A 25,024-nucleotide genomic window follows, 5' to 3' on the forward strand; every position below is an offset into this window, starting at 1 on the left:
TGGATACTGCTTCTACAGAGATATTAAATATTGCCAATAAAGTTGAATGCCAAAATGATCATTTTGGCATTCATTTCCCATATTCTATAAATTCAATGTGAAATCTTTCAAACTCTTATGATTTCTCAATGCAGCAATTCCATCCTCAACATGTGCTGCCCATGCCTTAATCACAGCCTTCTGCTCTAATTGTGGATAAAGCATTCTCAATACTAACTCTGTTGCCTGTAGTGTTTCCCCAAGCCAAGTAATTTTATCCAGCACAAGAAAACCATCCAACTTCTTACTATCCTGCCCTGGCACATAACGAAACTCACTCTCCACTGAACGGAAAAAAGCCAGTCGGGCCGCAATATTGGGAGTGATCCCTGTATATCCTCTTAACTTTTTGAGCTGATCTTCAGTCTGGCGGCTAAGTGCCATTCGATTTGGGAGCATCAGATAGTCTCCTTAGTTAATTCCCAGAAATAGCCAGGTTTCAGCGTAGATGATTTAGTATGCGCATTAAACACGATCTCATAAGCATGAGAGATATCATCACGTAACTGATCGACAAAATAACGTTCATCCACTTCAGTATCAGTGGACAACAACACAACCTGATGGCTGGCAAACGGGAAATAATGGTTAATCAACTTATCTCGATGCTGAGAATCCAGACGTCCTAATGGCGTATCGATAATAACTGGTAAGTCACGACCAGAGGTTTTTGCTAACGCTTCAAGAATTGCAATCGCATAAATCTGCTTTTCACCCGCAGAAAGCAGTTTACGGTTTATAACGGAGCTCTGTTCATCAATCAGCTCAACGTCAAACGTTTCTGGGTTAATATGCGCGCTAAGTTGCAAATCTTCTTTACGGGCTAGTTTGCGATAAGCGACTTCAAAATTCGCTGATAGCGTTTTCACTCGTGCCTGTGTTAATACATCACTATACCGATCAAGTAAATTAATTGTTTCTTGCGCATTTTTAAAGGCGCTATTAAGGCCATGCTGGTTGCGGGCAGCATCATGCATTTTTTGTACCTGACGGACGCAATCCAGTTGCTGTTGTTTAACTCTTTTAGCATCTTCCAGAAATGAAAGATATTTTTGCCGCTGCTTTTCACGCTGTTTATCAAGATCGCGCAGTTTCTCAAAGAGATCCATTAATTGGTCATCTCCAGGAGCGCGAGCAATATTGGCAGCCGCCTGCTCCAACTGTTGTTCAATCTCCGCTAGCTGAATACGGTAAAGATCGAAACGCTGCCATGCTTTTCTGCTGTCTTGTTCAATTGACTGCTGGAGCATACCGGCTTCACGTTCAGATATATCAAAAAGCAAATCACCCTTAGGCTTATTCGCCATATACTCTTTCAAATTATCGGTAATCGCTTCAGTGGCAATTTTACTGGTGGTGCTGGAGCGCAACGCAATATCGTTTTTTAGCAGCGACAAAAATTGTTCCAACTCTTTTTCAAAACTCTGAGCCTGCTTAATCTGAGTTTCGTCAGCAATCTTTTCCAGCAACTGAGATAATATATTAGGAGCTAATGCATAGGGTAGCGCCCCATCGCATTCTTGGCGAAGTGCTTTTTCAAGACGTTCCTTATCCTTTAGCAGTGCATCAACTTTCTGTTTTTCCTGCGCTTTAGTCTGGGCAAAAGCGCCCCCCTGAGCATTTAGCAAACCTTCATAACGGGTTATATCTTTAGACAAAAACTCAATCCGCGATTTAGCAAAATCGGCACTTTCCAGCAACTCTTCTGTCTGGCAGGCTAATTCTTTACTTTGTTTTTCAAGCTCTGCAATCTGTTGTTGCTGAGAACTTGCTAGCTGACTGGATTGCTGACGCTTAACGAAAATCATTAAATCGTTACGCAGTTTAGAGATCAGATCCAGCCCCAATAAGCGGCGTACGGCAGTACGCAAAATATTACCGGATTCGTCCTCAGCAAGTTCTGCAATTTTCTCACCATCGAAAAAGAACAGATCAGCAATACCATGCGGAATTAACTCATTTAGAAATCCCTGGCACTGATCGTAATCCAGCTCACTGAGTGGCTGCCCATCCTGTTGCAGAGAAAGGCGGTCCTTCTTCCCCTTTTTCCAGGTTCGCGTAACGGTAAATTCAGCCTCATGACCGCCTTTATTATAGGTAAACGTCAGTTCTACCGATGCTTCTTCAGGCTGTTCAATATAGTACGCACCGTTATGAATCAATGCGCTGAGTTGTTCGATATACTCTTGCTGTTGGGTCGCTAGACCAAATGCCAGTCGTCCATACAACGCTATGCGGATCGCCGATAGGATCGACGTTTTCCCTGCACCGTTTAAACCACCAAACAGCACAATAGGTCGTGGATTCAAATCGTGTGGGCGCTTTCTGGGAGCCAGATCAATGGTATGTGTACCGTTAAATACCCGAAAATTATGTAATACCAGCTGTTTAATGAGCACGTTATTTCTCCTCCCCAATTAGTACTGAGGATTCACTGGCATCAACAATTCTGCGCTGTAAAACCTGAAGTTCAGCTTCCAGCTTTGTAATCTCTTCCTGATGAATATCCCGTTCATTACGTTTTTGCAGTGTGACCTGTTGTTGCTCAATTTCTTCAAGAGTGCCCCAGTCCTGCTTCAAAATTGTGCCGAGTTTGTCAAAAATGCCCTGACGACGGCTTAAGCCTTCCATTGAAACTTCCAGCTCAATGAGTTTCATCACCATTTCAGGCACAACGTCAAACCCCTGCGCTATCTGTACCAACAGATCTGCATCGCTGGCATCAAAACGCGACTGATCATCCACTACCCAGTCTAAATCCTGCTGATACACTTCACGGTAAATCCCAGGCAGCGTGTCATACCAGTCTGGTTCATTAGGATCTTTCAACCACTCCTGACGAATAGCATGTAGCTCTGGTTTGGTAATTAACGTAATGGTATGGCCCTGAGCATTTAAATCACGCTCAATCTCCAGCAATTCTTTTAGCCATTGCTGACGATATTTTAGCCAGTAAGGACCAGGAACATGCTTACGTTCAGCGCCCGGCTCATCACTTTCTTTAGCGTACTGATAGCTCACCTTACCGGTACGGCGCTTATAGTTTCGAAACGTGTCTTTATTCACCGGATCGGTGGTAAACGCCAGCAGATCACGATATTTCAGCAGCGGAGACATCCATTCTTCGCCGTTTTTGATCAGACTTTCCATCGCTTTATCTTTAGTGACAACAGTACAGGTCCAACAGCCAAAACGCGAGTTGCCACAGGAAGGAGTACTGTCATCAATTACTAGCGGGCATTCACCCTGTGCGGAAGAATCCATATACAACGTCCACAGAGGACGGTTATTTCCACCCCACGGACTTTCCCATTCGTCGATATCTTCAGGGGCATAGCGGAACGCGCCGCGCAGCAGCTTCCAGACATCTTCTACATCCCAGGTATCAATGGGGGTATAGATGAACGCATTTGCCAACGTGGTGTGTCGGGCCAAGCGGGAGCCATCAATTTTGTGCTTTGCGATTACCTGTGCACGAGAAGCGCTTTCACTACTGCGCGAACCCAGCACAACAATAACTTCATCAAACTGGCTGACCTTATCTTTAATAAAGTCACTCACCGGATTGATTTTCATACGCTCAGTACACCAGCGGAAACTACGGGTTGGAGCTGGATAACCCTTCCCCAGTAAATTGACCCAGAAGGTTTCATTAGTTTTGGGCGTTACCGCATGTTGAGTGATCGGCAGACCGTTACGCTTCGCCCCCGCCTCAATCTGCAACATCGTTTTCTTAATTAAATCGACTACCACTGGCGTTTCGACCAGCGTATCGGACGACACCACAAAAACATCTTTACTGCGCATTTCTGGAGGCAGACCCAGTAAGGCCAGATACACCAGCGTAATAACTGCTGAAGAGTCTTTACCCCCACTGTAACCAATTACCCACGGGCGCTTATCCGCACAATAAATTCTTTGAACCTCAGCAACATATTCAGCCAGAGGACGTCCAGCGAACTGCTCCTGATTAATAAAATCTTCGTATTCGGCCAAATCGTAGGCCTGAACTAATTTACTCATGAGACAACCATTTGAGCTTCAAGCTCCTGTTCTTCAGGAGTGAGGGGAATTGAGAGTGCGGTTTTTAGCGCATTGCAGGTTAACTGGATCGCTGTACTGGTTTTACTCAGCTTGCCGTGTTGCATCGCACGCTTGATGAGATCCGGGTTGTTTCTACGCCAGTTAAATGTTTTGAGTGCAGCTATTTTCTCCGGCCATTGCTCAGGATAATCCGTCAGCAGGGTATATCCCAGTTGCCCAAGCGCCTGCAATCCAATGCCATGAGCGTGAACATAATCTTGTCGCAACTGAACCGGTGAAACTTCCTTTTTAGCCGCTAATTGCCAATCCGGCATTACGCTAAAAATAGCCTGCCAATAGTGGGTAGCAATTTGAGTGCATTCCTCAAAGTTATTCTCTTTGGGATCTTTGCCCAACAATGCACGGGTAGCCTGCTTGATGCTGCTCAACGTAAACAACTTATTTGATCGCTGGCTAATGCCAGATTTTTCCAGTTCCGTCATCCCAACAAACGGCTCTACTGACATCGCCAGATAGCGCGCCAGATTTGAACTGGCATCGCGATGATCGTATAGAGATGCCAGCGACGGGCTAGGACGAATAGCGTATTTATTCAGATCGGCGAACATCTGCTGGCTACGTTTTAAGCCTTCATCGACAAAGAACAGCACCGGAATATTATCCTGTCCCAGCTCCGGACGAGCGTCTAAAGCGTCTTCAATCGCTTTACGGCGATGCTGACCATCATTGATCAAAATTTGCGCATCCATTGGTACACACAACGTCCCCAGGTTGTTGGAACCCGGAAACTCATCAAATTGGACGTCTACAGCGATGGAAGCCGTCAGGGCTGAAAACACATAATCTTTAGGGTTTTCCAGCAAATAACGTACCATTTCTGGGATGCGAGATTTATTTAGCGTGCGCTGTGCGCGTAATTCCGGTGGCACGTCATTTTCATCAAAACTGAATATTTTCGGGATGATTCGCATCGGGCATGTGGCAATATAGAAAGGGCGGCCAGCCTGAATGCCACGTATAGCCGGAAACGAGTAGCAGTAATCTGCATCAACACTAGCCATACAGTAATCCGTATAAACATCGAGTTAGTTTGGTGACGTGATATTTTACGTAAGATGTGTTACGATTTATAGTTATTTTACGTAATTTTTTGCGTAACACATTCCAATGTTTGTACTGTTTAGCCTGTTCTGGCAACGCAACGGCCAGCAGTTACATCTTCCTCACGACACATCGCTGTGGCCCACTGAACAATACGTCGGCTGGCACCGTAAGCAGATCTTCAAAGCCTGAGACCATGAGTTTCGCAGGTATCATCGATTGCCCAATTATACCCTCCAAAGGATAAATTGCCTTTAACCCCTATAGCGGATAAATCCTGCGCACCAAACTTGCTTCCAGAATAACGGCTCCCAAACTCACACTGAGCAGCCTGACTCTTGATTATTATTGATACCGTATTAATCTGTATGAAGTTTGACCCGCAACCAGAGCCTTCAGGTTGCCACCTTCCCGGTGAGGCTCGCCTTTTCGTCCGCTCCGTATCATCCTCGCGGACAGCGCTTAGCGCCTGATACATCCTCTACCCCACCATGCAGGGAACCCTCCCTGCCGGGCGGTGTTTCTCTGCTTTCATCACTGGAGAAACACTATGCCAACTTCATCTTGCCCTGAAGCAAAATCCTTATCGCTGTCTGTCTCAACTGAAGCCTGGGAAAAGGTAGTCAGTTTTCCATCCGATCCCTCTCAGGAAGACGACCGTCTCGAAAACCTGATTGTCGCGACCATACTGACATTCAAAAGCGCAGGCGCGGACCGTAAGAGCATTAATTTCGGTCTGTACTGTTTGCCCTCTGACGGCAGCAGCAATGTACCGCTGATGACGCCGCTGCGCTTAACCCTTGAAGATAACCATCTGCTGGTTACTGCCCTTCATTCCTGCTGATTACCTCAGCATCCTTCACTCCCCGTGCCGGGCGACTCCCGACCGGGAGCGCTGTACCCGGCTTCTTTATCATGAGGTTACGCTTATGAACAGAAGCAACGATCTTTACCAGAAAGTCACCGATGAAATCATCGCCGCGCTGGAGGAAGGCGTGATTCCCTGGGTTCGCCCATGGCGGGAAGGGGAACCGGTGGTGCCGATGAATGCCTTATCCGGGCGGTTTTATCATGGCATCAACATTCCTCTACTCTGGAACAGCGCAGAGCAACAGGGATATGAGAGCGATCGCTGGCTGACCTTCACTCAGATTCGCAATGCGGGCGGTAACGTTCGTAAAGGCGAAAAATCCACACTGGCCGTGTTCTATCTGCCCCAGCAGCGCGAGGTAGTGGACAGCAATGGGAATACGGTTCTTGATGCTGACGGCAATCCTAAAGTGACGTCTTATGCCGTGGTACGCGAGTTCCGGCTGTTCAATATTCAGCAATGTGAAGGACTGCCGGAAGCGTTTTCACAGCCTGTCGTGATGATCGATGATCCCATCGCTGCTGCCGAGCTGGTTGCCCGACAAAGCGCGGTGACGATCACTCACCGACGCCAGAACCGGGCGTATTACTCACCGGGACGCGACTGCATCATCATGCCGCATCCTGAGCAGTTCGCTTCGCGTGAGGATTACTACGGCACACTACTGCATGAACTGACGCACGCTACCGGACATGCTTCGCGACTAAATCGGGACGGCATTACCGCCGGAAACCATACCTTTGGCGATCCGACGTATAGTTTCGAAGAGCTCGTTGCCGAAATGGGAGCCGCCTTCCTGTGCGCTCATGTCGGCATTCAGGCGAAGCTACAGCATGACAGCTACATCGCATCGTGGCTGAAGGTATTGCAGCAGGACAAAAAAGCGATTTTCCGCGCCAGCGGGTTAGCGCGTAATGCCTGCGAGTATCTGCTTGAACGGGCGCAGCAGCCGTTAGCGCTGAGCGCATAACTTCATATTCACGGCAGGGTTCTACTCTGCCGTTCTCCCCTGCTCTTCCTCGTTATTGATATACCCCGCATCTATCGCACCTTTGAGCAGATCAAGCTGGTTGGAAAGGATAAACGTCAGTACATCCCGCACTCCTGGTTGTTTCGCGGCAATAATTTCCCGAACCAGTATCTGGCAGCGGATCACCAGTTCTTCGGCAGATGGCGGCGGTAAGAAGTGAGCCTGCATAAGCGCGTCCTGAACAATTAAACTATTGCTATCATCATGGAGTGCGCGACCCTTTGTACACGGCATTTACGACCAATCAGCGTCCGGGCACCGGTAATTTCTGCCCCCGGACAAAACGTTCAATCCATCGTCCGCGTTCATCAAAGTATCGGCTGGGCCAAATCTCCGCTGGATGTTTACCAAGGCGCGATGCAATCAGCCATTCGCCTTTCGGCCAGGGTCTGTCGAGCGTGTTGGAAAGGGTGGAAGAACTCAGCCCGGCACTGCGGGAGAGCGCAGCAAGGCTGGTGCCACGTTTGTGCAGTTCTGCAATGATATCCGCCCGATGCCAGTCATCCTTTGGTTTCATAGCCCACTCCACGAGATCCTGAAAGGTTATTTGAATCACCAATACTAAGGATAACTTAGTAATATTTACGCTAGCAAGGCTGAAAATTTCCCCAAATATCAGAAATGACGCGAGGATCTCATGCTGCCACATCGTCTTAAAGAGGCGCGACTCAGGTCGGGGCTGTCACAGGAACGGCTGGGGATCCTTGCGGGTATTGATGAAGCAACGGCCAGCGCCCGGATGAACCAGTATGAGCGAGGCACCCACTCTCCCGATTTTTCTCTGGCGTGTAAGTTCGCTGAAGTACTAAAAGTCCCTGCCAGCTACTTCTACACTGTCGAAGATGATCTGGCAGAAATCGTGCTGGATTATGCCCGGAAGCATCACCCCTCCCCTTGCGACGACTGACCGATCGCGGTATCGTATTTCCGCGTCTGCAAAATCAGGCGCCGGGATTGACCTCCTGAATGTTCATACTGGCGGCACATGGCGCTCTCGCGCCTTTTTTGTGTCGTGCGTTCGGCTACGTCTCAATGGCGGGCCGGGCGGGGGCGTCGCAAGACGCGCCGGTATCCAGTATGGCCGGTAAGGTCAACCTCGTCCGGTTCCGCCACCCGCGAGATTGACCTCTCCAGTGGCAGGAATATTTCACTACATACTGGAGGCTGCCTTATGGCTACTACCCTCACCCAAACTCACCCGTTACTGACCGTTCCTTTCAGCGTCGATACGGATTTCACCACCCTGGCCGATCGCTGCGAAGATTTTGTTAAAACACTTCTCGAAAGTCATGATCCGACGCTACGGATGGCGCTGTGCGGGCGACTTACCGCCTGTCTGAGGCTGCTTGAGTCAACATTAAGCGATCCTGTTCCATCTCATCTGATTGAGTGTTTAACCGTAGATGCACTACCTGATACCCAGCCGCACATTGACGCCGATGCTGCACTGCTCTGCCGCTACAGCCTGGCGCTGTCGCAGCTTCTGACGGGGCGGGCACTGCTGCCGGAAATGGAGCAAGTGCTTACCGGGCTATTGTTTGAGCTGGTCTGTTACTTTGCGGACGAATTGAGAGCACCGCGCTGGTTACGCACGGCGGATGGCGTGAAGCCGATTGATGAGATTGAAAACGTCAGTTAGCAGGATGAAATCCCCGCGCCAGGCATCCGGCGCGGGACATACATCAATCTTCATTAATCACCTGATACAACGGGATCATCGCCGCGCCGCGTGATGCACTCTGCGCCCCCATCGAAGACGCGGCCAGCTTCACTTTCGGACGGTTGGGGTCGAGCCGGGTTTCCAGCCGCTGATTCAGCTCCTGCACCAGACGGCTGATAATCGGTTTCGGCATCGCGCCGCCGAGTACGATGATTTGCGGATCCACCCACTGCACGCAGCCAAACACCGTCTGCTCCACCTGGCCACGACAGCGTTCAAACCAGCTTTCCAGCAGCGGATGCTGCCCGGCAATCAGCTCCGGTAGCTGAGTTTCACTGAATCCTTCACGCTCCAGTGTGGCAAGCAAATCCTTATACGACGGGCGCGGCGTACCGGACGGAAAGGCCATCCCGACTTCACCAGCGTTGCAGAACCCGCCGCGTAGCATTTTATGTCCGGAGATAATCCCCGCGCCGATACCGTAGCCAAGGTCGATAAAGGTCAGATCGCTGTACGCATTCCATTCGCCGCTGTACAGTTCGCCTACCGCCGAGGCGTTGGCGTTGTTCTCCACCCACGTCAGCCACGGCAGGTTGTCGGCAAACGCCTGCTGTAAATCCACCTCGCGCCAGCTCTCCAGCCACGGCACGCTGTGGCGTTTGCGCCCGTCCGCTTTCAGAAATCCCGGCACCGCATAGCCAATACCGAGGATACGCGCGTGCTGGAGCTGGCGCTTTTTCAGCGTCTGCTCCACCAGGGTTTTGATCTGCGCGAGCGTCGCCGCCAGCGGCTGATTCTCCTGATGCGCTTCGGAAAGCGACAGTAGCTGGCGACCGCTGAGATCGACCACCGTCATATCGATAAAACCGGGGCTGAACGACAACCCGATAGCGCAGCCGCCGCCGGGGTTAAGGCGCAGCGGCAGCGACGGCTGGCCGCGCTGCCCGGTATTGCGCTCCCCTTCCACCACCAGGCCGGAGAACATCAGCTCCCGGCACTGCTGGGTGATCGCCCCCGCCGTCAGCCCCGACAGCCGCGCCAGCTCGGCTCGCGTCACCGGGGCGTGGCGGCGGATCAGCTCCAGCAGCAGGCGCTGCGAACCACGCAGTTCAAGGCGTTCAGAGTGGGCGTTCATGGTGTCCTTAATTATTTATCTAATCCCAGCGCAGTCCGGCCTCTTCAATCAGCCCCTGCAGATACGGAATATCATCATGGCTGAGCATATCAATCAGCCCCGCCTGCATCCAGCCGATAATCACCGGACGACTGTCACAGCCGAATTTATAGTCGTACTGCTCCAGCGGCGTCATGCCGTTTTTCATTTCATGCAGATACATCCGCACGCCCAGCCCGGCATTTTTGTAGGCCCGCAGGTCGTCGATATGGGCGAACTCGAACTCAAAGCAGACACATCCGGCATTGGACTGCTGCACCGCCGCAAGTTGGTTATTGTAGCGCTCCAGCGTCACCACCTGTAACGCCAGTTGCGGGATCTGCGCTTTTACCCGGTTAATCAGCACATGGTTGAAGCCCAGTAGCTGGATATGGCCGAGGGCCTCCGGCTGCTCACGTAGTAGCGCGACCAGCGCCGCTACAAACTCGTCATGACGGTTGCGCTGTTTGACCTCAACAATCAGCCCCATGCCGTTTTCCACCGCCCAGCGCAGCACGTCCGCCAGCAAGGGGATGCGCGTTCCGGAAAATGACGGATGGTATTTCACGCCAAAGTCACACGCCAGCAGCTGCGGGTACGTCATCTGCTCAACAAATCCGTGTCCGGTGGACACCCGGTCGATACGGTGATCGTGCGTGACGACCAGTTGGTTATCCGCCGTCAGGTGGATATCGATTTCGATACAGTGGGTTCCCGCCTGGCGGGCGGCTTCAAAGGCCGGAAAGGTGTTTTCCGGCGCGCAGCTGGAATAACCCCGGTGGCTGTTGGCCAGCACAATCCCCTCTGCCGCGCGGTGAAAGTTAAACGCCATCTTCTTTTCCTCTCGAATGTAAGATGGTTATTAACTTTACTATTTAAATTTAAATGTGGAAGGTGTTTTTGTCTTTCCATATTCAATATGTTGTTTTATATGTATTTAATTTGATATTAAGATCATTTTTTAGCTTTAAGGATCTGTGTCACATAAATTTAATGTTTAGTATGTAAATTTAATAATCATCTTTTTAATCGATGGAAGACAGACTCATGTCAAAACTGGTTCTGGAACAGGTGACCAAAACGTTCGGCGAATTCTATGCCGCCAGGGAAATCTCGTTCTGCGTTGAAGAGGGGGAATTCGTCACGCTGCTCGGGCCAAGCGGCTGCGGTAAAACCACCCTGCTGAAAATGATCGGCGGCTTTCACCAGCCGGACAGCGGGCGCATTCTGATTGGTGATAAAACGGTGAACGCCCTGCCGCCGGAAAAGCGCAATACCGCCATGTGTTTCCAGTCCTATGCGCTGTTTCCACACCTTAACGTGGCGCACAACATCTGTTTTGGCCTGAAGCAGAAAAAGGTCGCCATCGGTGAACAGCAGACCCGCCTGGCGGAAGCGCTGAAGCAGGTGGGGCTGGAGAGCCAGCGCCTGAAAATGCCCGCCCAGCTCTCCGGCGGACAGCAACAGCGCGTGGCGCTGGCGCGGGCGATGATCACCCGCCCTGACGTGATCCTGTTCGACGAACCGCTCTCCAACCTCGACGCCAAGCTGCGCGAAAGCGTGCGTTTTGAAATTAAAGAACTCCAGCGGCAATATCAGCTCACCTCGATCTACGTCACCCACGACCAGGCGGAAGCGCTGGCGATGTCGGATAAAATCGTGGTGCTGAACGCCGGTAACGTCGAGCAGATCGGCAAGCCGGAGGAGATCTACTACCGTCCGGCCAACCGCTTTGTGGCGGATTTTATCGGCGCGGCCAATATCGACACCGCGCAGGTCACGCCCGCGGAGCAGCCGGGTTATTACCGGGTACGCTGCGCCCTCGGCGAGTTTTATGTGCATTCCGCGCAGCCGCCGCGCACAGAGCACTGCTATATCTGCTGGCGACCGGAAGACGCGCAATATGTCAGCCAGCCGCAGGCAGGCGACAACCACTTCACCCTGACGCTCGACAAAATGGCCTTTATGGGCAACCTCACCGAAGCCTGGGGCCACAACGACAGCGGGTTATCGGTCCGCTTACAGCTAATTAAAAAGCCGCCCGTCGCCCCCGGCGAGCGCGCCTGCTTCCGTCTGGCGGAAAACGCCATCCATTTTCTGGAGCCGGTATCATGAAAAACTGGCGCAACGATGCGGTCGCCTGGCTGCTGATGCTCAGCGGGCTGGGCACCATTCTGCTGTTGATGGGTTCCACCTTTTACGTGGTGATCGTCCAGAGCATGGGCTGGTTCAACCTCGAAGGCGACAGCCATTTCTCGCTGGAGTACTGGCGCAACATGTTGCAGGACGAGGTGCTGCAAAGCGCCCTGTTCTACTCGGTGAAAGTGTCGCTGCTGGGGGCGTTCGGCTCGGTGATTTTCGCGTATCCGCTGGCGCTGTGGCTGCGTAGGCCGATGGTCGGTAAAGAAGGGATTATCGCGGTACTGCGTGCGCCGATGTTTATCCCTGGTCTGGTGGCGGCGTTCCTGTTCGTCAATATCGTCGCTTACCACGGCATTATCAACGAGCTGCTGCTGGCGCTGGGGATTATCAGTGAGCCGCTGCGGATGCAGAACGACGATTTCGGCTGGGGCGTGGTTATTCTGCAAATCTGGAAGAACCTGCCCTTCGCCCTGATCCTGGTCGGCGGCGCGGTCAACGCCATTCGTAATGACGTACTGGACGCCGCCAGCAACCTCGGCGCCAGCCGCTGGCGCAGCTTTACCGGTGTGGTGGTGCCGCTGACGCTGCCTGCCGTGCAGGTGACGCTGATTCTGGTGTTTATCGGCGCGCTGGGCGACTTCGCCTTCTTCTCGGTGGCCGGGCCACGCAACACTTATTCGCTGGCGCGGCTGATGCAGGCCACCGCCATGGAGTACGGCGAGTGGAATAACGCGGCGGTGATTGCGGTGATCATTATGGTCACGGCGGCTATCTGCACGCTGCTGATCGCCACGCTTATCACCCCGTTCGCCACCCGCAAAGGAGAGGTCAAATGAGCCACACTGCCAACGGTCGCCGGGTGGTGACGATTTCGCTGATCTTCTTCGTGGTCGCCAATCTGATCTGGCTGGGCATGCCATTCGGCATGGCGATCCTCTGGTCGCTGGTTGACCCGGCTCATCCGTGGAGCTACCCGGATATCTTCCCGCCGGTGCTGTCGTTCAGCCGCTGGCTGCTGGTATGGGAGAAAACCTCGCTTTCCGAGGCGCTGTTCAACAGCTACACCATCGCGCCTGCGGTAGCGGTCGCCAGCCTGCTGCTGTCGCTGCCCACCGCGTATGCCTTCGGGCGCATGACCTTTCGCGGCAAGGCGGTGGCGGAGATGCTGACGCTGATCCCGCTGGTGATGCCGGGGATGCTGATTGGTATTTTCTTCAGCGCCATGCTGATCAATCTCAATATCGACAACGCGTTTATCAGCATTGTTATCGGCCATACGGTACTGACCCTGCCCTATTCGATCCGCATTATGTCGGCGGGGTTTAAGGCGGTGCCGCAGGATCTGATCGACGCCAGTCGCGACTTAGGCTCCGGCGCGTGGGGCACCTTCTGCAACGCCTATCTGCCGCTGCTGAAACCGAGCTTCCTAGCGGCGCTGATTTTTTGTCTGGTGCGAAGTCTGGAAGAGTTCAGCATCTCATACGTGCTGGGCGCACCGGATTTTATCACCGTCCCGACCATTCTTTACTCTTTCCTCGGCTACTCCTTCGTCCGCCCGGATGCGGCGGTGGTGTCGATGATTCTGGTGATCCCCAATGTCATCCTGATGGTCATTATCGAGAAGTTGCTGAAGGGGAACTATCTGTCGCAGTCCACGGGGAAAGCCTGACCTTTTACAGGAGATAATGTGATGAAAAAAGCAGTAATGATTCTGGCGGGCGGCCTGCTGTGCAGCTCGCTGGCAACGGCGGCGGATAACCCCGACCTGATTGCCCAGGCGAAAAAAGAGGGCAGCGTGACCTTTAACGTCTGGTACTTACAGCCGCAATGGCGCAGCTTTGTGAAGGATTTTGAGCAGCAGTACGGCGTTAAGGTGCGCATTCCGGAAGGCAGTATCGACGGTAATATGAACAAGCTGCTGGCGGAAGCGGGCAAAGCGAAGGGCAAAATCGACGTTATCGCCCTGTCTGTGGCGCAGTTGCCGGTGACGACGGGGGCGAAGGCGCTGGCGAAGGTGGACGATCTGCCAGGCTATGGTGATGCCATTCACCAGATTCAGAACGTCGATACTCAGGGCTATGCCGTGGCGTTCTGGGGCAATCAGACCGGATTTGCTTACGACCCGCAGCAAATGGGCGACCAGGCGCTGCCGCAAACACTGGAGCAGTTGCAGAGCTTTATCGACGCCAACCCGAAGAAGTTTGGTTATAACGACCCAAACAACGGTGGCGCGGGAGAGGCGTTTATCCAGCGGATTGTCACCACTCAGGGCGGCGAATTTAACAGCGAAGCGGAGAGCGTTGACCCGGCGGTGGTGAAAAACTGGCACAAAGGCTGGCAGTGGTTTGCCGCTAATAACGACAAAATCACCCGCACCGCTTCTGGTGCCGACAGTCTGACGCGCCTGAATGACGGCGAGCTGATGCTGACGCCCGCGTGGGAAGACCATCTGGCCGGGCTGCAAAAAACCGGGGCCATCACCTCGCGGCTGAAATTTTACGTACCGGAGTTTGGTATGCCCGGCGGCGGTAACATCGCGGCCATTGCCGCTAACAGCCCACACCCGGCGGCATCACGGCTGTTCCTTAACTGGCTGATTCAGCCAGAAACACAACAGGCGCTGAGCAAAGCCTTCGGTTCCACGCCGATGAACAGGAAGGTCAGCCCGGACGTGAAGCGCCCGGACGCCACGGTGCAGTTTTACGGCAAGGCATACAGTACGCAGCTCAGGAAAGAGTTTGTGCGTGAAGTCATGATGCAGTAAGCCTCAATTTGCGTGCAGCTATAAACAATTTCCCCCAGAACCTGACCACGCGAAAAGGCAGAATGCAAAAGGTTCAGGGGAAGGGGTTGAAGGGATAACGGGCTTACCCGGAAAAGGAACCCCCTTCGTCTTTCGGGTTGCAGTCCCGCGACCCGAAATCCATTGGGTGTAAAGGGCCATTATGCGGATATGGCTGGCACGCAAAAAACCAGACACCACACCATCCACCGACGAGACAAACGCCACGGAGGGCTGGCTGCAACCTGAATCCGCTGAAATCCTGCTGGCGAAACCATCACGCCAGCAGCTTATCCAGTTCATTCGCCAAAGCACCGCGCTCCCTGCCCCGCTGTTCGAACGCTTCTGGCTGACGCCGCTCCACCACTTCGCGGAACTGGCGCAGTCGTTTCCCGCCTCGGAAAACCACCACCACTCCCACACGGGCGGTCTGCTCGATCACAGCCTTGAAGCCGCCTGTTACGCCGCACGGCTGCGGCAGAGTTATCTTTTTCCACCTGATGCAGCGCCGGAAGACCAGGCCGCTCAGTCCGAACGCTGGACGACGGTTATCATCTACGCCGCGCTGCTGCACGATCTGGGTAAACTTGTCACGGATATTGAGGTCGAGGATGCCAGCGGACAACGCTGGTTTCCGTGGCATGGTCCACTGACTCAGCCTTATCGGTTCCGCTATCTGCCGCCACGTGATTACCTGCGCCATCCGGCTGCGGCAGTTCTTCTGCTCACCCAACTGCTCCCCCCGGAATGCCTCGACTGGCTCGCCGCCGACGCCGCTGCGTTATCCACTCTGCTTCATTGCCTGAATGGGCAGTATCAATATGCCGGGCTTGCCGGAGAACTGGTACAGAAAGCCGACCGGGCGTCGGTGGCGTTTAATCTCGGCGGCGATCCGGTTAAGGCTATTCATCGTCCGCAAACCTCGCTGCCGCAGCAAATTATTACCGCCCTGCGCGACCTGCTGGCGCAGGAGTTCCGACTCAATAACCCGAACGGCGGCTCGGATGGCTGGCTGACGGAAGAGGCGCTGTGGCTGGTCAGTAAGAACGCTGCCGATGCGGTGCGTGGCTGGCTGCTGCGCCAGGGGATTGACGCCGTACCGCAGCATAACGTGCGCCTGTTCGACGAGATGCAGGCGCACCAGTTACTTATCCCCTGCGAGGATAAAGCCATCTGGCATTGTCGGATTGAAGCCAGCGGCGGCTGGAATAGTGAGCTGACCCTGCTGCGCTTTTCTCCGTCGCTTATCTGGGAAAACTTGCAACAACGGCCAGAGTTTTTTCAGGGAACGGTAACGCCCATCGAGCCAGAACCGGATAAACCCAGCGTTCCCGAGGAGCCTGCACTTGTTCCCGCCACACCGCCGGATGAAGAACCGCTGTCCGGCGAAGCCTTCTGGCAGTGGCTGACTCAAAACGTCCAGGCGCAACATCTGGAAATCAACGAACCCAACGCCCGAATTCACACCGTCGCCGGAACGGCGTTTCTGGTCACGCCGGGAATTTTTAAGCTCTGGCTGAACACCTGCGGCAGGGATATCCCGGCGGAACGCTGGCGGGAAGTACAGAAAGCGTTTCAGGACCTGAATCTGCACCGAAAACAAAAAAACGGCCTCAGCATCTGGCACTGCGCCGTTGTCGGCCCACGCCGTTGTTCACGTCTGAAGGGATATCTGCTTGACGATCCCACGCCGCTTTTTGGAGATGACGTTCACTTTAATAACCCTCATCTCTTGCTCAGTGAAGGAGAAGATCCCCATGACCTTTGAACAGCTCCTGGAAGAGTATTTTTTGCCCGCTTATTGCGACCTGACACCCAGAGCTGTTATCGCACGGCAGTAAACCAGTTCACTCACTGGCGCAACGTATTACCCGCCGAAGTGACGCCGCATATGGTGCTGGAGTGGCGTCATTACCTGATAAATGTGCGCTGTATCAAGCTGGTGAGCTGGAACCACTATATGCGCCATATGCGGGCTTTGTATAACTTCGCCATTGAACAGGGTCTACTGGAGCAGTTCATCAATCCATTCCAGAAAACATCACTGCGGGAATCTCGTAAGAAAAAGAAAACCCTGACCTGCGAGCAAATCCTTGCATCCCGCAAAGTGCTGAACCAATTTATCGAACGGGAGAAAATGCAGCGCGGCTATCGTTTGCCTTTATATCCAGCATGGTTTTGGCTGACCGTGGTTGAAACCTTCAACTACACCGCTATCCGCCTGAATCAGCTTATTCACCTGCGGGTCAGGGATATCGATTTGGTCCATGACACGCTGTTTATTCAGAGCGAAGGCAGCAAAAGCCATGATGAACACGTTGTTCCTATCGCCTCCCGGTTACGGCCCTATCTGGAGCAGATACTTGAAGAAGCGAAAACAAAGGGAATGCAGGCTGACGATCAGTTGTTCAACATCAATCGTTTCAGTCGGAGGACGTTGCGCCAGGGTAAACCGATGACAGAAAATCAGGTGAGCTATTTCTTTGCCAAACTCAGCGATGCCTGCCACAGCCGTTTCTCATCACATCGCTACCGTCATACCGTTGCCACAGAATTAATGCAGAAACCAGAGCAAAATTTGTATGTCACGCAGAAACTACTCGGTCACCGCGATATTAAGGTGACGCTCAGCTATATTGAACACAATGTCGAGATGCTCAGAAGTTGCGTGGAGAGAGATTGACAAAACAGGGAGTGAGTGAAAAGATCCGGCCCGAGGCTTTATAAACAAAAAAGCCGGAGATGCGGCCATTTTGTAGTTGCCGTCAACGTCCAGCTTCATTGTACAACGTACTGATTGTTGTAAGTTTTCCGATTATCACAATCGTTTTGGTGCGAAGGCCGGACTCGAACATCGCAACTATCCTTATGATCTTTAGTAATTAAAGCAATCCACATTGTCGATGATACCATCAGTCCCGATTGGTGATAATCGAACACTATAAAAAATCATGACGAACATTATGAATGTAAGTTAATTCATGTATTTTTAGCAAGAATTTTTTAAAGAACACAAAAATAACTCGTATGTTTATTTTTTTCATCCATTTAAAAAATAGGATAATTTGGATACAGGTTATAAGGATTCTTGAGTTATGGTAATATAAAACAACAAATATATTGCTTGGAAAAATGAACTTGGATACTTTATTGAAGATTTTTGAAAAATTTAGTTCAAGACCGCTTTATTTTCTTTGGTTTATCCGTATGTGAATTTTTACAAAAAGAGTCAGCATTAAAGAATCCTAACATAGAAAACATACTATATCTTTTATCTGCAATGATAATGGTAGTCTTTTTAACATGGGGATATGAATGGCTCATATTTAAGTTCAATGTCACATTGAAACCTCATGATCAGGGCGATATTGGCCCTACGATTGGAATGGCAACATTAGCAGTTTATTTGGTTTATGCATTTCATTTTTTAAGTGAGCAACCCGATGTTTTAAATCTCAGGTTACTAACTAACTCAGGGTTTATTTATAGCACAACCTTATTATTATTTTCTCTTGAATCAATGAAACTGAGAAGGCTACGGCAAAGATAAGCCTTCAAATAAATAATCAGTAGAGAGCAAGTATACGACTCTCTACTGAGTAGGCGCTCAAAAATCATTTTTCTTCATTTTGAAGAAGACCAAAGTGCTCGTTAGCTGTTTTTTTTTCGTCATCTTTCATTCTTACACTTTCTACTGTCCACAACCCCCGCTTCTCTCTTTCTCTTTTAATAGTCGAAGGAAACAAAGAATTAAGCTTACCTCGTACCTCGACTAAGTGTTCTTTATCTTCAGAAAGATTGCTAAACCTCTCCTTAATTATTTCGCAGTCATCAATTTCAGAGCCAATCCATCTGCGATTTTTTATCTCAGCTATTACATAAGTTGTACCTGAGCCTCCAAATGGATCAAAAATTAGATCACCTTCTTTTGTGGCCATTTCGATCACCCTATCTAAAACTTTTATACTTAATTCGTTAGCACCATTCCTTTTCTTATATTTTTTATGTCTTACAGGTGGGATGTCATACCAGACATCGGTTAGGTTAATTCCAAGTGGATTCATTTTGCTTTTATATCCACCATAATCTTTTAGATCACCAAAACATTTTGGGCAAGTCTGTGCAGCTAATCTGTCAGGCTCAAAAACATTAGCCTTTTCACCTTTGATAAAATAAAGAAGAGAATAATGGGAGGGATATAACCTACCCTGGATAGGCATATTATTTTTCATATCGACCGCTATCCAGTGTTTAAAATTAAGCCTGCCATGTAAAAAATTAGCTATCTTACTGTTCCACACAGGTAGATTCCATAGGAATAATGAACCACCGGGTTTTAGAATGCGAATACATTCATTTAACCAGTCATGAGTCCATTTAATATATTCTTCTTCCTTTAAATTATCATTCATTTTTGACGGATAAAGTTTATCTAAATTAAATGGAGGATCTGCAAAAATCATGTCCACAGAATCAGCATCAATATTTTTCGAAACCTTTAAGCAATCCCCATTATAAAGTTCACCATTTTTAGTCTGCAATACCAGTTCAAAATCTTTTTCAAAGGAACTTTCACCAGTAACGGTTATATTTGGCGATAGTATTTTCTCATATATGAAAGAAGCATTTTCTTGGATAAGTTCCAATGTATGCATATCCATATGCCCCATCATCAATTGGAAATACACAGGTGATATATTAAATTCTTCGCAAAGGATGCTCAGATCCTTCCCGCTGGGCATAATATTTCTTTGATTATAATATTTAAGTCTGTCAGTCGGTATTTTTGTAAGTTTACTAATTTCATTATAAGACTTAGCCGAAACATCGACTACTCCTAAAGCTTTAAAAAACTGATCCGAATAACTCATTTAAAATAACCACTCTAGTATAGCATTCACTTAAACATAGCATCTCATAGTCGTGAGAATCTGTCACTCCCTAACTAACCATAGCCTGTTACCATCTTACCTAAAATCATTTACAGGGCTGATATGTTGATGAAAATAAAAAGAAAATGTTTCGCAACTATGATTGGCAGCAGATTGCTTGTAGCAAGAGTACAGAAGGGATTCAGTCAAAACGATATCCAAAATGCTACTGGTATTGATAGAGCAACCTTATCACGGATAGAGAATGGTAAACAACACATAGCCCTCTATCAATTGCTTCAGATCTTATCAGTTCTAAATATGGATATAGCAGAGTTTCTTAAAGATATAGAGGTAGATAATGATAACTGAAATTGAATTAGATGATGGTTTTTTACCCGACACTATATCAGAAGTTATAAAGAGAAATGTGATTCACTCTCTAAATGAAATAAAAACCATTAATGATAAATTCATTATCAATGATAGTTCATTCATGCGAAAGCAAAGCAACAATCGAATAACACCTTGTGTAATGAACTCTGCATCATTTATTTCCAGTAAATTTCAACATAATTTAAGCTTACTGCCTAATTGTTTGGGTGAAAATAGTTTAAATCAACAAAGGATAGATGGGCTAATAAAAGTCGAATATAATGGATTTGCGTATAGAATAAAAGATAAAAATAAAATACTGGAAGTAGCATTTAAATATATAGAGTCCAAAAAACTCCCCAATAATGTAATATACACATTATTTCCTATGTTTTATGGGATGTATGTAGATAGATTATGTTTCAGCATACCAGAACTTAATGACATAGAACATTTATTCGATATTGAGAAGGTAAATTATCATTATAAAATTGGTATCGAATTTGAAACAGGAAATGTTGCTAGTTCTTTTAGAGCCATCAACAAACTGAACAATCTCTTCCACGATGGTCATATTGACGGAGGTTGCTTCATTACAAGTATTGATAAGAGAAACTCAGCCACTAGAATTTGGCCCGTATCAAATAGAAATGGTTCATTTCAAGAACTAAAAAATAGAGCCTACATATCTCAAATATCCTTACCACTAATTTGCATTGGTTTTGCACCTGATGAATTTTCACAAACAGCCCCATTTTTAGAGGCAAATGGTGAACTTTACGAATTAGAGAATACATATCGAAGAGATCTTGAAACTAATTTTGAAATATTCACTAAAAAAGATGGATTAGAATTTCTAAAGGCACCATTCAAGTAAATTCACTACTTACAACAAAATAAGACCTATTGAAAATTTAGCACTGAACAAGGACTTATTAATGAGAATAAAAAGAGAAACAGTCTTAATTGCGAATGATAACTTTACAAATTCATCGGCCATTATACATCTAAAAAATGATATAAATAATGCTATTGAAAAAGCTGTATGGCCTCAAGGTAATGATCGTTTCTCAATTAACCCTACATACAAAGGAAATGGAGTAAAACCTATAAAACAAGAATGTATGGCTCACTTGTATAGCAAGGGTTGGTTTTTAGAGCAAAGACTAAAGATTTCCTCTGAAAGTAATGCTGGTCCGATTGATGCTGTATATCCCATTACAGATCATCTTTATTTTGCTGTGGAATGGGAGACTGGAAACATATCTTCATCACACAGAGCATTAAATAAAATTTGTTTAGGAATATTAAATGGTTCACTACTCGGTGGAACATTAATTTTACCTTCTCGTGAAATGTATCCTTTTCTGACTGATCGGATAGGAAATTATCAGGAACTATCACCTTATTTTAATGTTTGGAGAAATTTTAATATAGCCAATGGCTACTTATCAGTCATAGAAGTAGAACATGACGAGATAGATGTCAATGCTCCCTTAATACCTAAGGGCACAGATGGACGAGCAAAATTTTAGGAAAGATTATAAGCAAGGGCTAACTCTCCGAAGCTCCGCTTCTCTGAGTTGCCTTGCTTTTCTGCTCTATGATTGAAAAGGAAATATTTTTCATGCAAATTTATCTATGGAAATATAGTCACCTGCCATCACATATACCCCATCTGTATGCCGCATGAAGATCATGAAAATAATCACATAGATATATAAGATTTTTATTTAAATCTGGAAATACATCTACATCAATGTCAAATGAGTCAACTATGTTATCCTCGTCATCAACTAATAGCAAAGCCTTCACATACTTCCCTTCTTTTTTGTTCATCGAGTTTATAATATCTTCCGTACTTTTTTGCCTTACAGATGACTTTCTCATATCCTGTATGTGATCTCCCGTTTTAGGATAACGAAAAAAAGTACTCTTAGAATCTATGGAATTTATCTTATTGATCTTATGTAAAATATCCTTTTCAATTACACCTATTCCTAAGTGAAAAAAACAAGGTATTAACTTATTGTGCTGATCCATTAAATACATGGTTAATAATCTGATGTCATGCATGTTTTCTAATTCATAATCCTTTCCCAACACTTTAATCTTTGGTTTTTCAAGAGTGCCGCCACTACTGAATGGGATTTTAAATTTTCGGTGCAAAACATAAATTAAAGATTTTAGATAAAGTTCGATTGCATGTCGTCTAAGATAATTGACTGGCATACCTAAATCTTTAACGGATTCAGAAGCCGATAATATATCTGCTGATTCTTTAAACTGTTCTGCTGTTGCACCAAAACCATAGTCTATGTGCATATGCAAAGGCATCATTAAATACATTCGTTCTCCTTATAATCGATTTCAGTATCACATTTCATTGACTTTTATTTATAACTTATTATAAATAAGTTATTACACATGGAATGAGTAATCAATCTAATAAAAGGAATTTTTATGAATCAAGCCAATATTATCCCACGATCATTGCGAACACACTGTGTCAGTGTCCGACTTAATAACGCGGAACTTCAATTACTAAACACAAAACGAGGTTCTACTGTAAGTATCCCGCATAATCGTGCCATTCACATTTAGAGATCCTCCGGCATAATCAATCTGCCAATAAAGGAGCTCGCTATGCGTAAAGCCCGTTTTACTGAGCATCAGATCATCGCCGTGATTAAGTCGGTCGAAGCCGGACGAATGGTTAAAGATGTCTGCCGGGAGGTCGGTATCTCTGAAGCCACCTATTACAACTGGAAGTCTAAATATGGCGGAATGGAGGCCTCTGATATTAAAAAGATAAAAGAGCCTGAGGACGAGAACAGACGTCTCCAACAGATGTTTGCCGACCTCAGCCTGGAATGTCGGGCGCTGAAAGACGTTATCGAAAAAAAGCTTTAAAACCAGCCTCTAAGCGTGAGCTGGTCACTCATCTGATAACGACATTCGGACTCAGTATCCGTCAGGCCTGCCGGAGTCTGAACCTGAGCAGAACGGTTTACCATTACCGCCCGGATTCTACGCGTGACGAACCCGTTATTGCCGCATTGCAGGCAGCGGCTGAACGATACCCGCGATACGGTTTTCCGAAGCTTTTCCAGGTTCTGCGGCGGCAGGGATACCAGTGGAATCACAAAAGGATCCACCGTATTTACTGTCTGCTGAAGCTGAATTTTCGCCGTAAGGGTAAACAACGGCTGCCGGTACATAATCCCTCGCCACTGGCCACACCGGAAGTGCTGAACCAGAGCTGGTCTGTCGATTTTATGAATGATGCTTTGGTCTGTGGCCGTCGTTTTCGCACGTTCAATGTTGTTGATGACTTTAACCGTGAGGCGTTGTCGATTGAAATCGATCTGAATCTGCCAGCCCCACGAGTGGTCCGGGTGCTCGACAGGAACGCGGCAAACCGCGGCTATCCGGCCATGCTTCGCATGGATAATGGACCGAAATTTATCTCGCTGGCACTGGCTGAATGGGCAGAGAAACATGCAGTAAAAGTGGAGTTTATCCGGCCGGGTAAGCCAACGCAGAACGCTTTCATTGAGCGTTTTAACCGGACATACCGTACAGAAATACTCGATTTTTATCTGTTCAGAACACTGAATGAAGTGCGGGAAATCACAGAGAAATGGTTATCAGAATATAACTGTGAACGCCCGCATGAATCGCTGAACAATATGACGCCGGAGGAATACCGACAACACCATTATCTGGCCGGGATCTCAAAAAATGCATGGAACTAAAACGGGTCTATTTACACACTTGCCAAATCGATCTCTAACATTACTGTCCGGTCAAATTGATCGGGCATGATATCTGAAAGTGATTCTTCACGCAGATCTCTGTTTATAGAATAATTGTCACCTTCGTGCCAAAGAAAACCGCCACGTTGCATTGCAATAATGCTTGTTTCAGCAAGGCGATCAAGGGTTGTTAGAAAAAAATGGGGTGGCTGGAAAAGTTTGTTAGCAGGAGTCATGTATACCAGTTGCCCTTCTTCGATTAAAAAAGGGTTGCCGCTGAAAATCTTTGAGAAGTAACCCATAAGAGTCCTGCTCTCAAACTCTTGCCGATACTCCTTAAAAAACAGGTTCCTGGCCCATAACTCGTGATAGAAGCGTATCAATGAGAGATCTTCAAACTTGCGATAGTTATCTATGTTAAGCCAAGCTTTGATTTCTTTTGTATGCTCCGTTTTCCAGTTTTGCATCTCATTATCCACAAATGAGATTTAATCATATCGTATCATACGGTTATGATGGGAAAATGAATATCCCTCTGTCCCGGCACACAAAAAACACACAGGACAGCAGGGATTTTGCACAAGCTATTTACCTCTGAAATCAAATGGTGAAACTTGTCGTATTCTAAGGAGGTCAAGGTAATCGGCCCACCACTGCAACATAAGCTTTCTTTCATCAAGGTGTTCTGCTTTATGAATGTAGGCAGCACGAACGGAGTTTCGCTCTTGGTGGCTCATCTGCCGTTCAACAGCATCCCTTGACCATTTTCCCGATTCGATCAACGCACTACATGCCATCGCACGAAAACCATGTCCACATACTTCAACAGTAGTGTCGTAGCCCATAGACCTTAAAGCCTTGTTTACCGTGTTTTCACTCATTGGAGTGCCCCCGAGCCCGTAGACAAATCTGCCCTATAGTTTGAGCATAGGAGGAGTCTATGGGCACACCACGTTTTACCCCTGAATTTAAGGAAGAGGCTGTCCGCCAGATCACCGAGCGGGGCTATTCTATTGCTGAAGTATCTGAACGGCTCGGCGTGTCGGCGCACAGCCTATATAAATGGCTCCGTGCTGTTAAGCCTGACAACAGTGGACAGCAGGCACAGGATTTACTGGATGCCAGAACAGAAATTCTCAGGCTGAAAGCACAGCTTAAACGCACTGAGGAAGAGCGGGATATTCTGAAAAAGGCCGCG

Annotated in this window: 26 protein-coding genes and 3 pseudogenes; 17 read left to right on the forward strand and 12 right to left on the reverse strand. The window is 48.3% G+C overall.

The window, feature by feature from the left end:
- Nucleotides 1-84 precede the first annotated feature (84 nt).
- The 4 genes from dndE to dndB are packed head-to-tail and all read right to left on the reverse strand — an operon-like array spanning nt 85 to nt 5,144.
- Nucleotides 85-438 carry a DNA sulfur modification protein DndE gene (gene dndE / locus F4V72_RS11000; RefSeq protein WP_136058520.1) on the reverse strand — a complete coding sequence of 118 codons (354 nt, stop codon included), beginning with the start codon at nt 436-438 and terminating at the stop codon, nt 85-87.
- Nucleotides 438-2,438, reverse strand: a complete 2,001-nt coding sequence (dndD, locus tag F4V72_RS11005) for a DNA sulfur modification protein DndD (protein ID WP_136058521.1) — start codon at nt 2,436-2,438, stop codon at nt 438-440. The genes dndE and dndD overlap by 1 nt, the downstream gene beginning before the upstream one ends.
- A gap of 1 nt (nt 2,439) precedes the next feature.
- Nucleotides 2,440-4,062 carry a DNA phosphorothioation system sulfurtransferase DndC gene (gene dndC, locus F4V72_RS11010; RefSeq protein ID WP_079777329.1) on the reverse strand — a complete coding sequence of 541 codons (1,623 nt, stop codon included), beginning with the start codon at nt 4,060-4,062 and terminating at the stop codon, nt 2,440-2,442.
- Entirely contained in the window at nt 4,059-5,144 is a 1,086-nt protein-coding gene (gene dndB / locus F4V72_RS11015) for a DNA sulfur modification protein DndB (protein WP_136058522.1), read from the reverse strand. The genes dndC and dndB overlap by 4 nt, the downstream gene beginning before the upstream one ends.
- Before the next feature lie 112 nt (nt 5,145-5,256).
- Between dndB and F4V72_RS24610 the strand changes: the two are divergent.
- The 3 genes and pseudogenes from F4V72_RS24610 to F4V72_RS11030 all read left to right on the forward strand — a co-directional run.
- A pseudogene (locus F4V72_RS24610) lies at nt 5,257-5,376 on the forward strand (phosphorothioated DNA-binding restriction endonuclease); the annotation flags it as partial.
- Between the two features lie 358 nt (nt 5,377-5,734).
- Nucleotides 5,735-6,028, forward strand: coding sequence for a hypothetical protein (locus F4V72_RS11025; RefSeq protein WP_136058523.1), 294 nt, complete (start codon nt 5,735-5,737; stop codon nt 6,026-6,028).
- 85 nt (nt 6,029-6,113) lie between these two features.
- A complete protein-coding gene (locus tag F4V72_RS11030; protein WP_136058524.1) occupies nt 6,114-7,025 on the forward strand; it encodes an ArdC family protein in 912 nt (303 codons plus the stop codon).
- A gap of 21 nt (nt 7,026-7,046) precedes the next feature.
- Here F4V72_RS11030 and F4V72_RS11035 read toward each other — a convergent pair whose 3' ends face one another.
- Together F4V72_RS11035 and F4V72_RS11040 are read right to left on the reverse strand one after the other, a co-directional pair.
- Nucleotides 7,047-7,253 (reverse strand): hypothetical protein, encoded by a 207-nt coding sequence (locus F4V72_RS11035; protein ID WP_136058525.1) that lies wholly within the window; start codon nt 7,251-7,253, stop codon nt 7,047-7,049.
- A 76-nt stretch (nt 7,254-7,329) separates the two neighbouring features.
- Nucleotides 7,330-7,602, reverse strand: coding sequence for a helix-turn-helix domain-containing protein (locus F4V72_RS11040; RefSeq protein ID WP_023247631.1), 273 nt, complete (start codon nt 7,600-7,602; stop codon nt 7,330-7,332).
- 120 nt (nt 7,603-7,722) lie between these two features.
- Between F4V72_RS11040 and F4V72_RS11045 the strand changes: the two genes are divergently transcribed.
- Together F4V72_RS11045 and F4V72_RS11050 are read left to right on the forward strand one after the other, a co-directional pair.
- A complete protein-coding gene (locus tag F4V72_RS11045) occupies nt 7,723-7,992 on the forward strand; it encodes a helix-turn-helix transcriptional regulator (RefSeq protein WP_136058526.1) in 270 nt (89 codons plus the stop codon).
- 264 nt (nt 7,993-8,256) lie between these two features.
- Complete coding sequence (locus tag F4V72_RS11050; protein ID WP_136058527.1) at nt 8,257-8,724, forward strand: hypothetical protein; 468 nt, start codon at nt 8,257-8,259, stop codon at nt 8,722-8,724.
- 43 nt (nt 8,725-8,767) lie between these two features.
- Here F4V72_RS11050 and F4V72_RS11055 read toward each other — a convergent pair whose 3' ends face one another.
- Together F4V72_RS11055 and F4V72_RS11060 are read right to left on the reverse strand one after the other, a co-directional pair.
- Nucleotides 8,768-9,880 carry an ROK family transcriptional regulator gene (locus F4V72_RS11055; RefSeq protein ID WP_136058528.1) on the reverse strand — a complete coding sequence of 371 codons (1,113 nt, stop codon included), beginning with the start codon at nt 9,878-9,880 and terminating at the stop codon, nt 8,768-8,770.
- 19 nt (nt 9,881-9,899) lie between these two features.
- Complete coding sequence (locus F4V72_RS11060) at nt 9,900-10,730, reverse strand: glycerophosphodiester phosphodiesterase (protein ID WP_063390043.1); 831 nt, start codon at nt 10,728-10,730, stop codon at nt 9,900-9,902.
- Between the two features lie 215 nt (nt 10,731-10,945).
- On the opposite strand from F4V72_RS11060, the gene F4V72_RS11065 reads away from it, so the two are divergent.
- The 7 genes and pseudogenes from F4V72_RS11065 to F4V72_RS11095 all read left to right on the forward strand — a co-directional run bounded on the left by F4V72_RS11065 (nt 10,946) and on the right by F4V72_RS11095 (nt 18,372).
- Nucleotides 10,946-12,013 carry an ABC transporter ATP-binding protein gene (locus F4V72_RS11065; RefSeq protein WP_063390042.1) on the forward strand — a complete coding sequence of 356 codons (1,068 nt, stop codon included), beginning with the start codon at nt 10,946-10,948 and terminating at the stop codon, nt 12,011-12,013.
- Nucleotides 12,010-12,876, forward strand: coding sequence for an ABC transporter permease (locus tag F4V72_RS11070; protein ID WP_063390041.1), 867 nt, complete (start codon nt 12,010-12,012; stop codon nt 12,874-12,876). Before F4V72_RS11065 ends, F4V72_RS11070 begins: the two co-directional genes overlap by 4 nt.
- Complete coding sequence (locus F4V72_RS11075; protein ID WP_063390040.1) at nt 12,873-13,709, forward strand: ABC transporter permease; 837 nt, start codon at nt 12,873-12,875, stop codon at nt 13,707-13,709. The genes F4V72_RS11070 and F4V72_RS11075 overlap by 4 nt, the downstream gene beginning before the upstream one ends.
- Before the next feature lie 21 nt (nt 13,710-13,730).
- Entirely contained in the window at nt 13,731-14,804 is a 1,074-nt protein-coding gene (locus F4V72_RS11080) for an extracellular solute-binding protein (RefSeq protein ID WP_063390039.1), read from the forward strand.
- 181 nt (nt 14,805-14,985) lie between these two features.
- Entirely contained in the window at nt 14,986-16,590 is a 1,605-nt protein-coding gene (mobH, locus tag F4V72_RS11085; RefSeq protein ID WP_063390038.1) for a MobH family relaxase, read from the forward strand.
- A pseudogene (locus F4V72_RS11090) lies at nt 16,580-17,505 on the forward strand (tyrosine-type recombinase/integrase). Before mobH ends, F4V72_RS11090 begins: the two are co-directional and overlap by 11 nt.
- Before the next feature lie 477 nt (nt 17,506-17,982).
- On the forward strand, nt 17,983-18,372 hold the full coding sequence (locus tag F4V72_RS11095) for a hypothetical protein (RefSeq protein ID WP_223232415.1): 390 nt from the start codon (nt 17,983-17,985) through the stop codon (nt 18,370-18,372).
- A 64-nt stretch (nt 18,373-18,436) separates the two neighbouring features.
- Here the strand turns inward: F4V72_RS11095 and F4V72_RS11100 are convergent, their stop codons facing one another.
- Complete coding sequence (locus F4V72_RS11100; RefSeq protein WP_136058529.1) at nt 18,437-19,693, reverse strand: DNA-methyltransferase; 1,257 nt, start codon at nt 19,691-19,693, stop codon at nt 18,437-18,439.
- 123 nt (nt 19,694-19,816) lie between these two features.
- On the opposite strand from F4V72_RS11100, the gene F4V72_RS11105 reads away from it, so the two are divergent.
- The 3 genes from F4V72_RS11105 (at nt 19,817) to F4V72_RS11115 (ending at nt 21,603) form a co-directional block, all read left to right on the forward strand.
- Nucleotides 19,817-20,065: a helix-turn-helix domain-containing protein gene (locus F4V72_RS11105; RefSeq protein WP_053529587.1), complete on the forward strand. Its 249-nt coding sequence runs from the start codon at nt 19,817-19,819 to the stop codon at nt 20,063-20,065.
- Nucleotides 20,055-20,945 carry a hypothetical protein gene (locus tag F4V72_RS11110; RefSeq protein ID WP_063390035.1) on the forward strand — a complete coding sequence of 297 codons (891 nt, stop codon included), beginning with the start codon at nt 20,055-20,057 and terminating at the stop codon, nt 20,943-20,945. Before F4V72_RS11105 ends, F4V72_RS11110 begins: the two co-directional genes overlap by 11 nt.
- A gap of 61 nt (nt 20,946-21,006) precedes the next feature.
- Nucleotides 21,007-21,603, forward strand: a complete 597-nt coding sequence (locus F4V72_RS11115) for a restriction endonuclease (RefSeq protein ID WP_053529589.1) — start codon at nt 21,007-21,009, stop codon at nt 21,601-21,603.
- A gap of 118 nt (nt 21,604-21,721) precedes the next feature.
- Here F4V72_RS11115 and F4V72_RS11120 read toward each other — a convergent pair whose 3' ends face one another.
- Entirely contained in the window at nt 21,722-22,417 is a 696-nt protein-coding gene (locus F4V72_RS11120) for a hypothetical protein (protein WP_063390034.1), read from the reverse strand.
- Between the two features lie 297 nt (nt 22,418-22,714).
- On the opposite strand from F4V72_RS11120, the gene F4V72_RS11125 reads away from it, so the two are divergent.
- A protein-coding gene (locus F4V72_RS11125) for an IS3 family transposase (RefSeq protein WP_100212507.1) occupies nt 22,715-23,826 on the forward strand; the annotation gives its coding sequence in 2 pieces (ribosomal slippage) (nt 22,715-22,976 and nt 22,976-23,826; 1,113 coding nt in all).
- A gap of 11 nt (nt 23,827-23,837) precedes the next feature.
- On the opposite strand, the gene F4V72_RS11130 is transcribed toward F4V72_RS11125, so the two are convergent.
- Both F4V72_RS11130 and F4V72_RS11135 read right to left on the reverse strand, forming a co-directional pair.
- A complete protein-coding gene (locus F4V72_RS11130; protein ID WP_223232414.1) occupies nt 23,838-24,293 on the reverse strand; it encodes a DUF6387 family protein in 456 nt (151 codons plus the stop codon).
- A gap of 117 nt (nt 24,294-24,410) precedes the next feature.
- Nucleotides 24,411-24,710: pseudogene (locus F4V72_RS11135) on the reverse strand (tyrosine-type recombinase/integrase); the annotation flags it as partial.
- A gap of 56 nt (nt 24,711-24,766) precedes the next feature.
- On the opposite strand from F4V72_RS11135, the gene F4V72_RS11140 reads away from it, so the two are divergent.
- On the forward strand, nt 24,767-25,024 hold a 258-nt coding region (locus F4V72_RS11140), incomplete at its 3' end, for a transposase (protein WP_150342450.1).

The sequence above is a fragment of the Salmonella enterica subsp. diarizonae genome (assembly GCF_008692785.1).
Lineage (GTDB): Bacteria > Pseudomonadota > Gammaproteobacteria > Enterobacterales > Enterobacteriaceae > Salmonella > Salmonella diarizonae.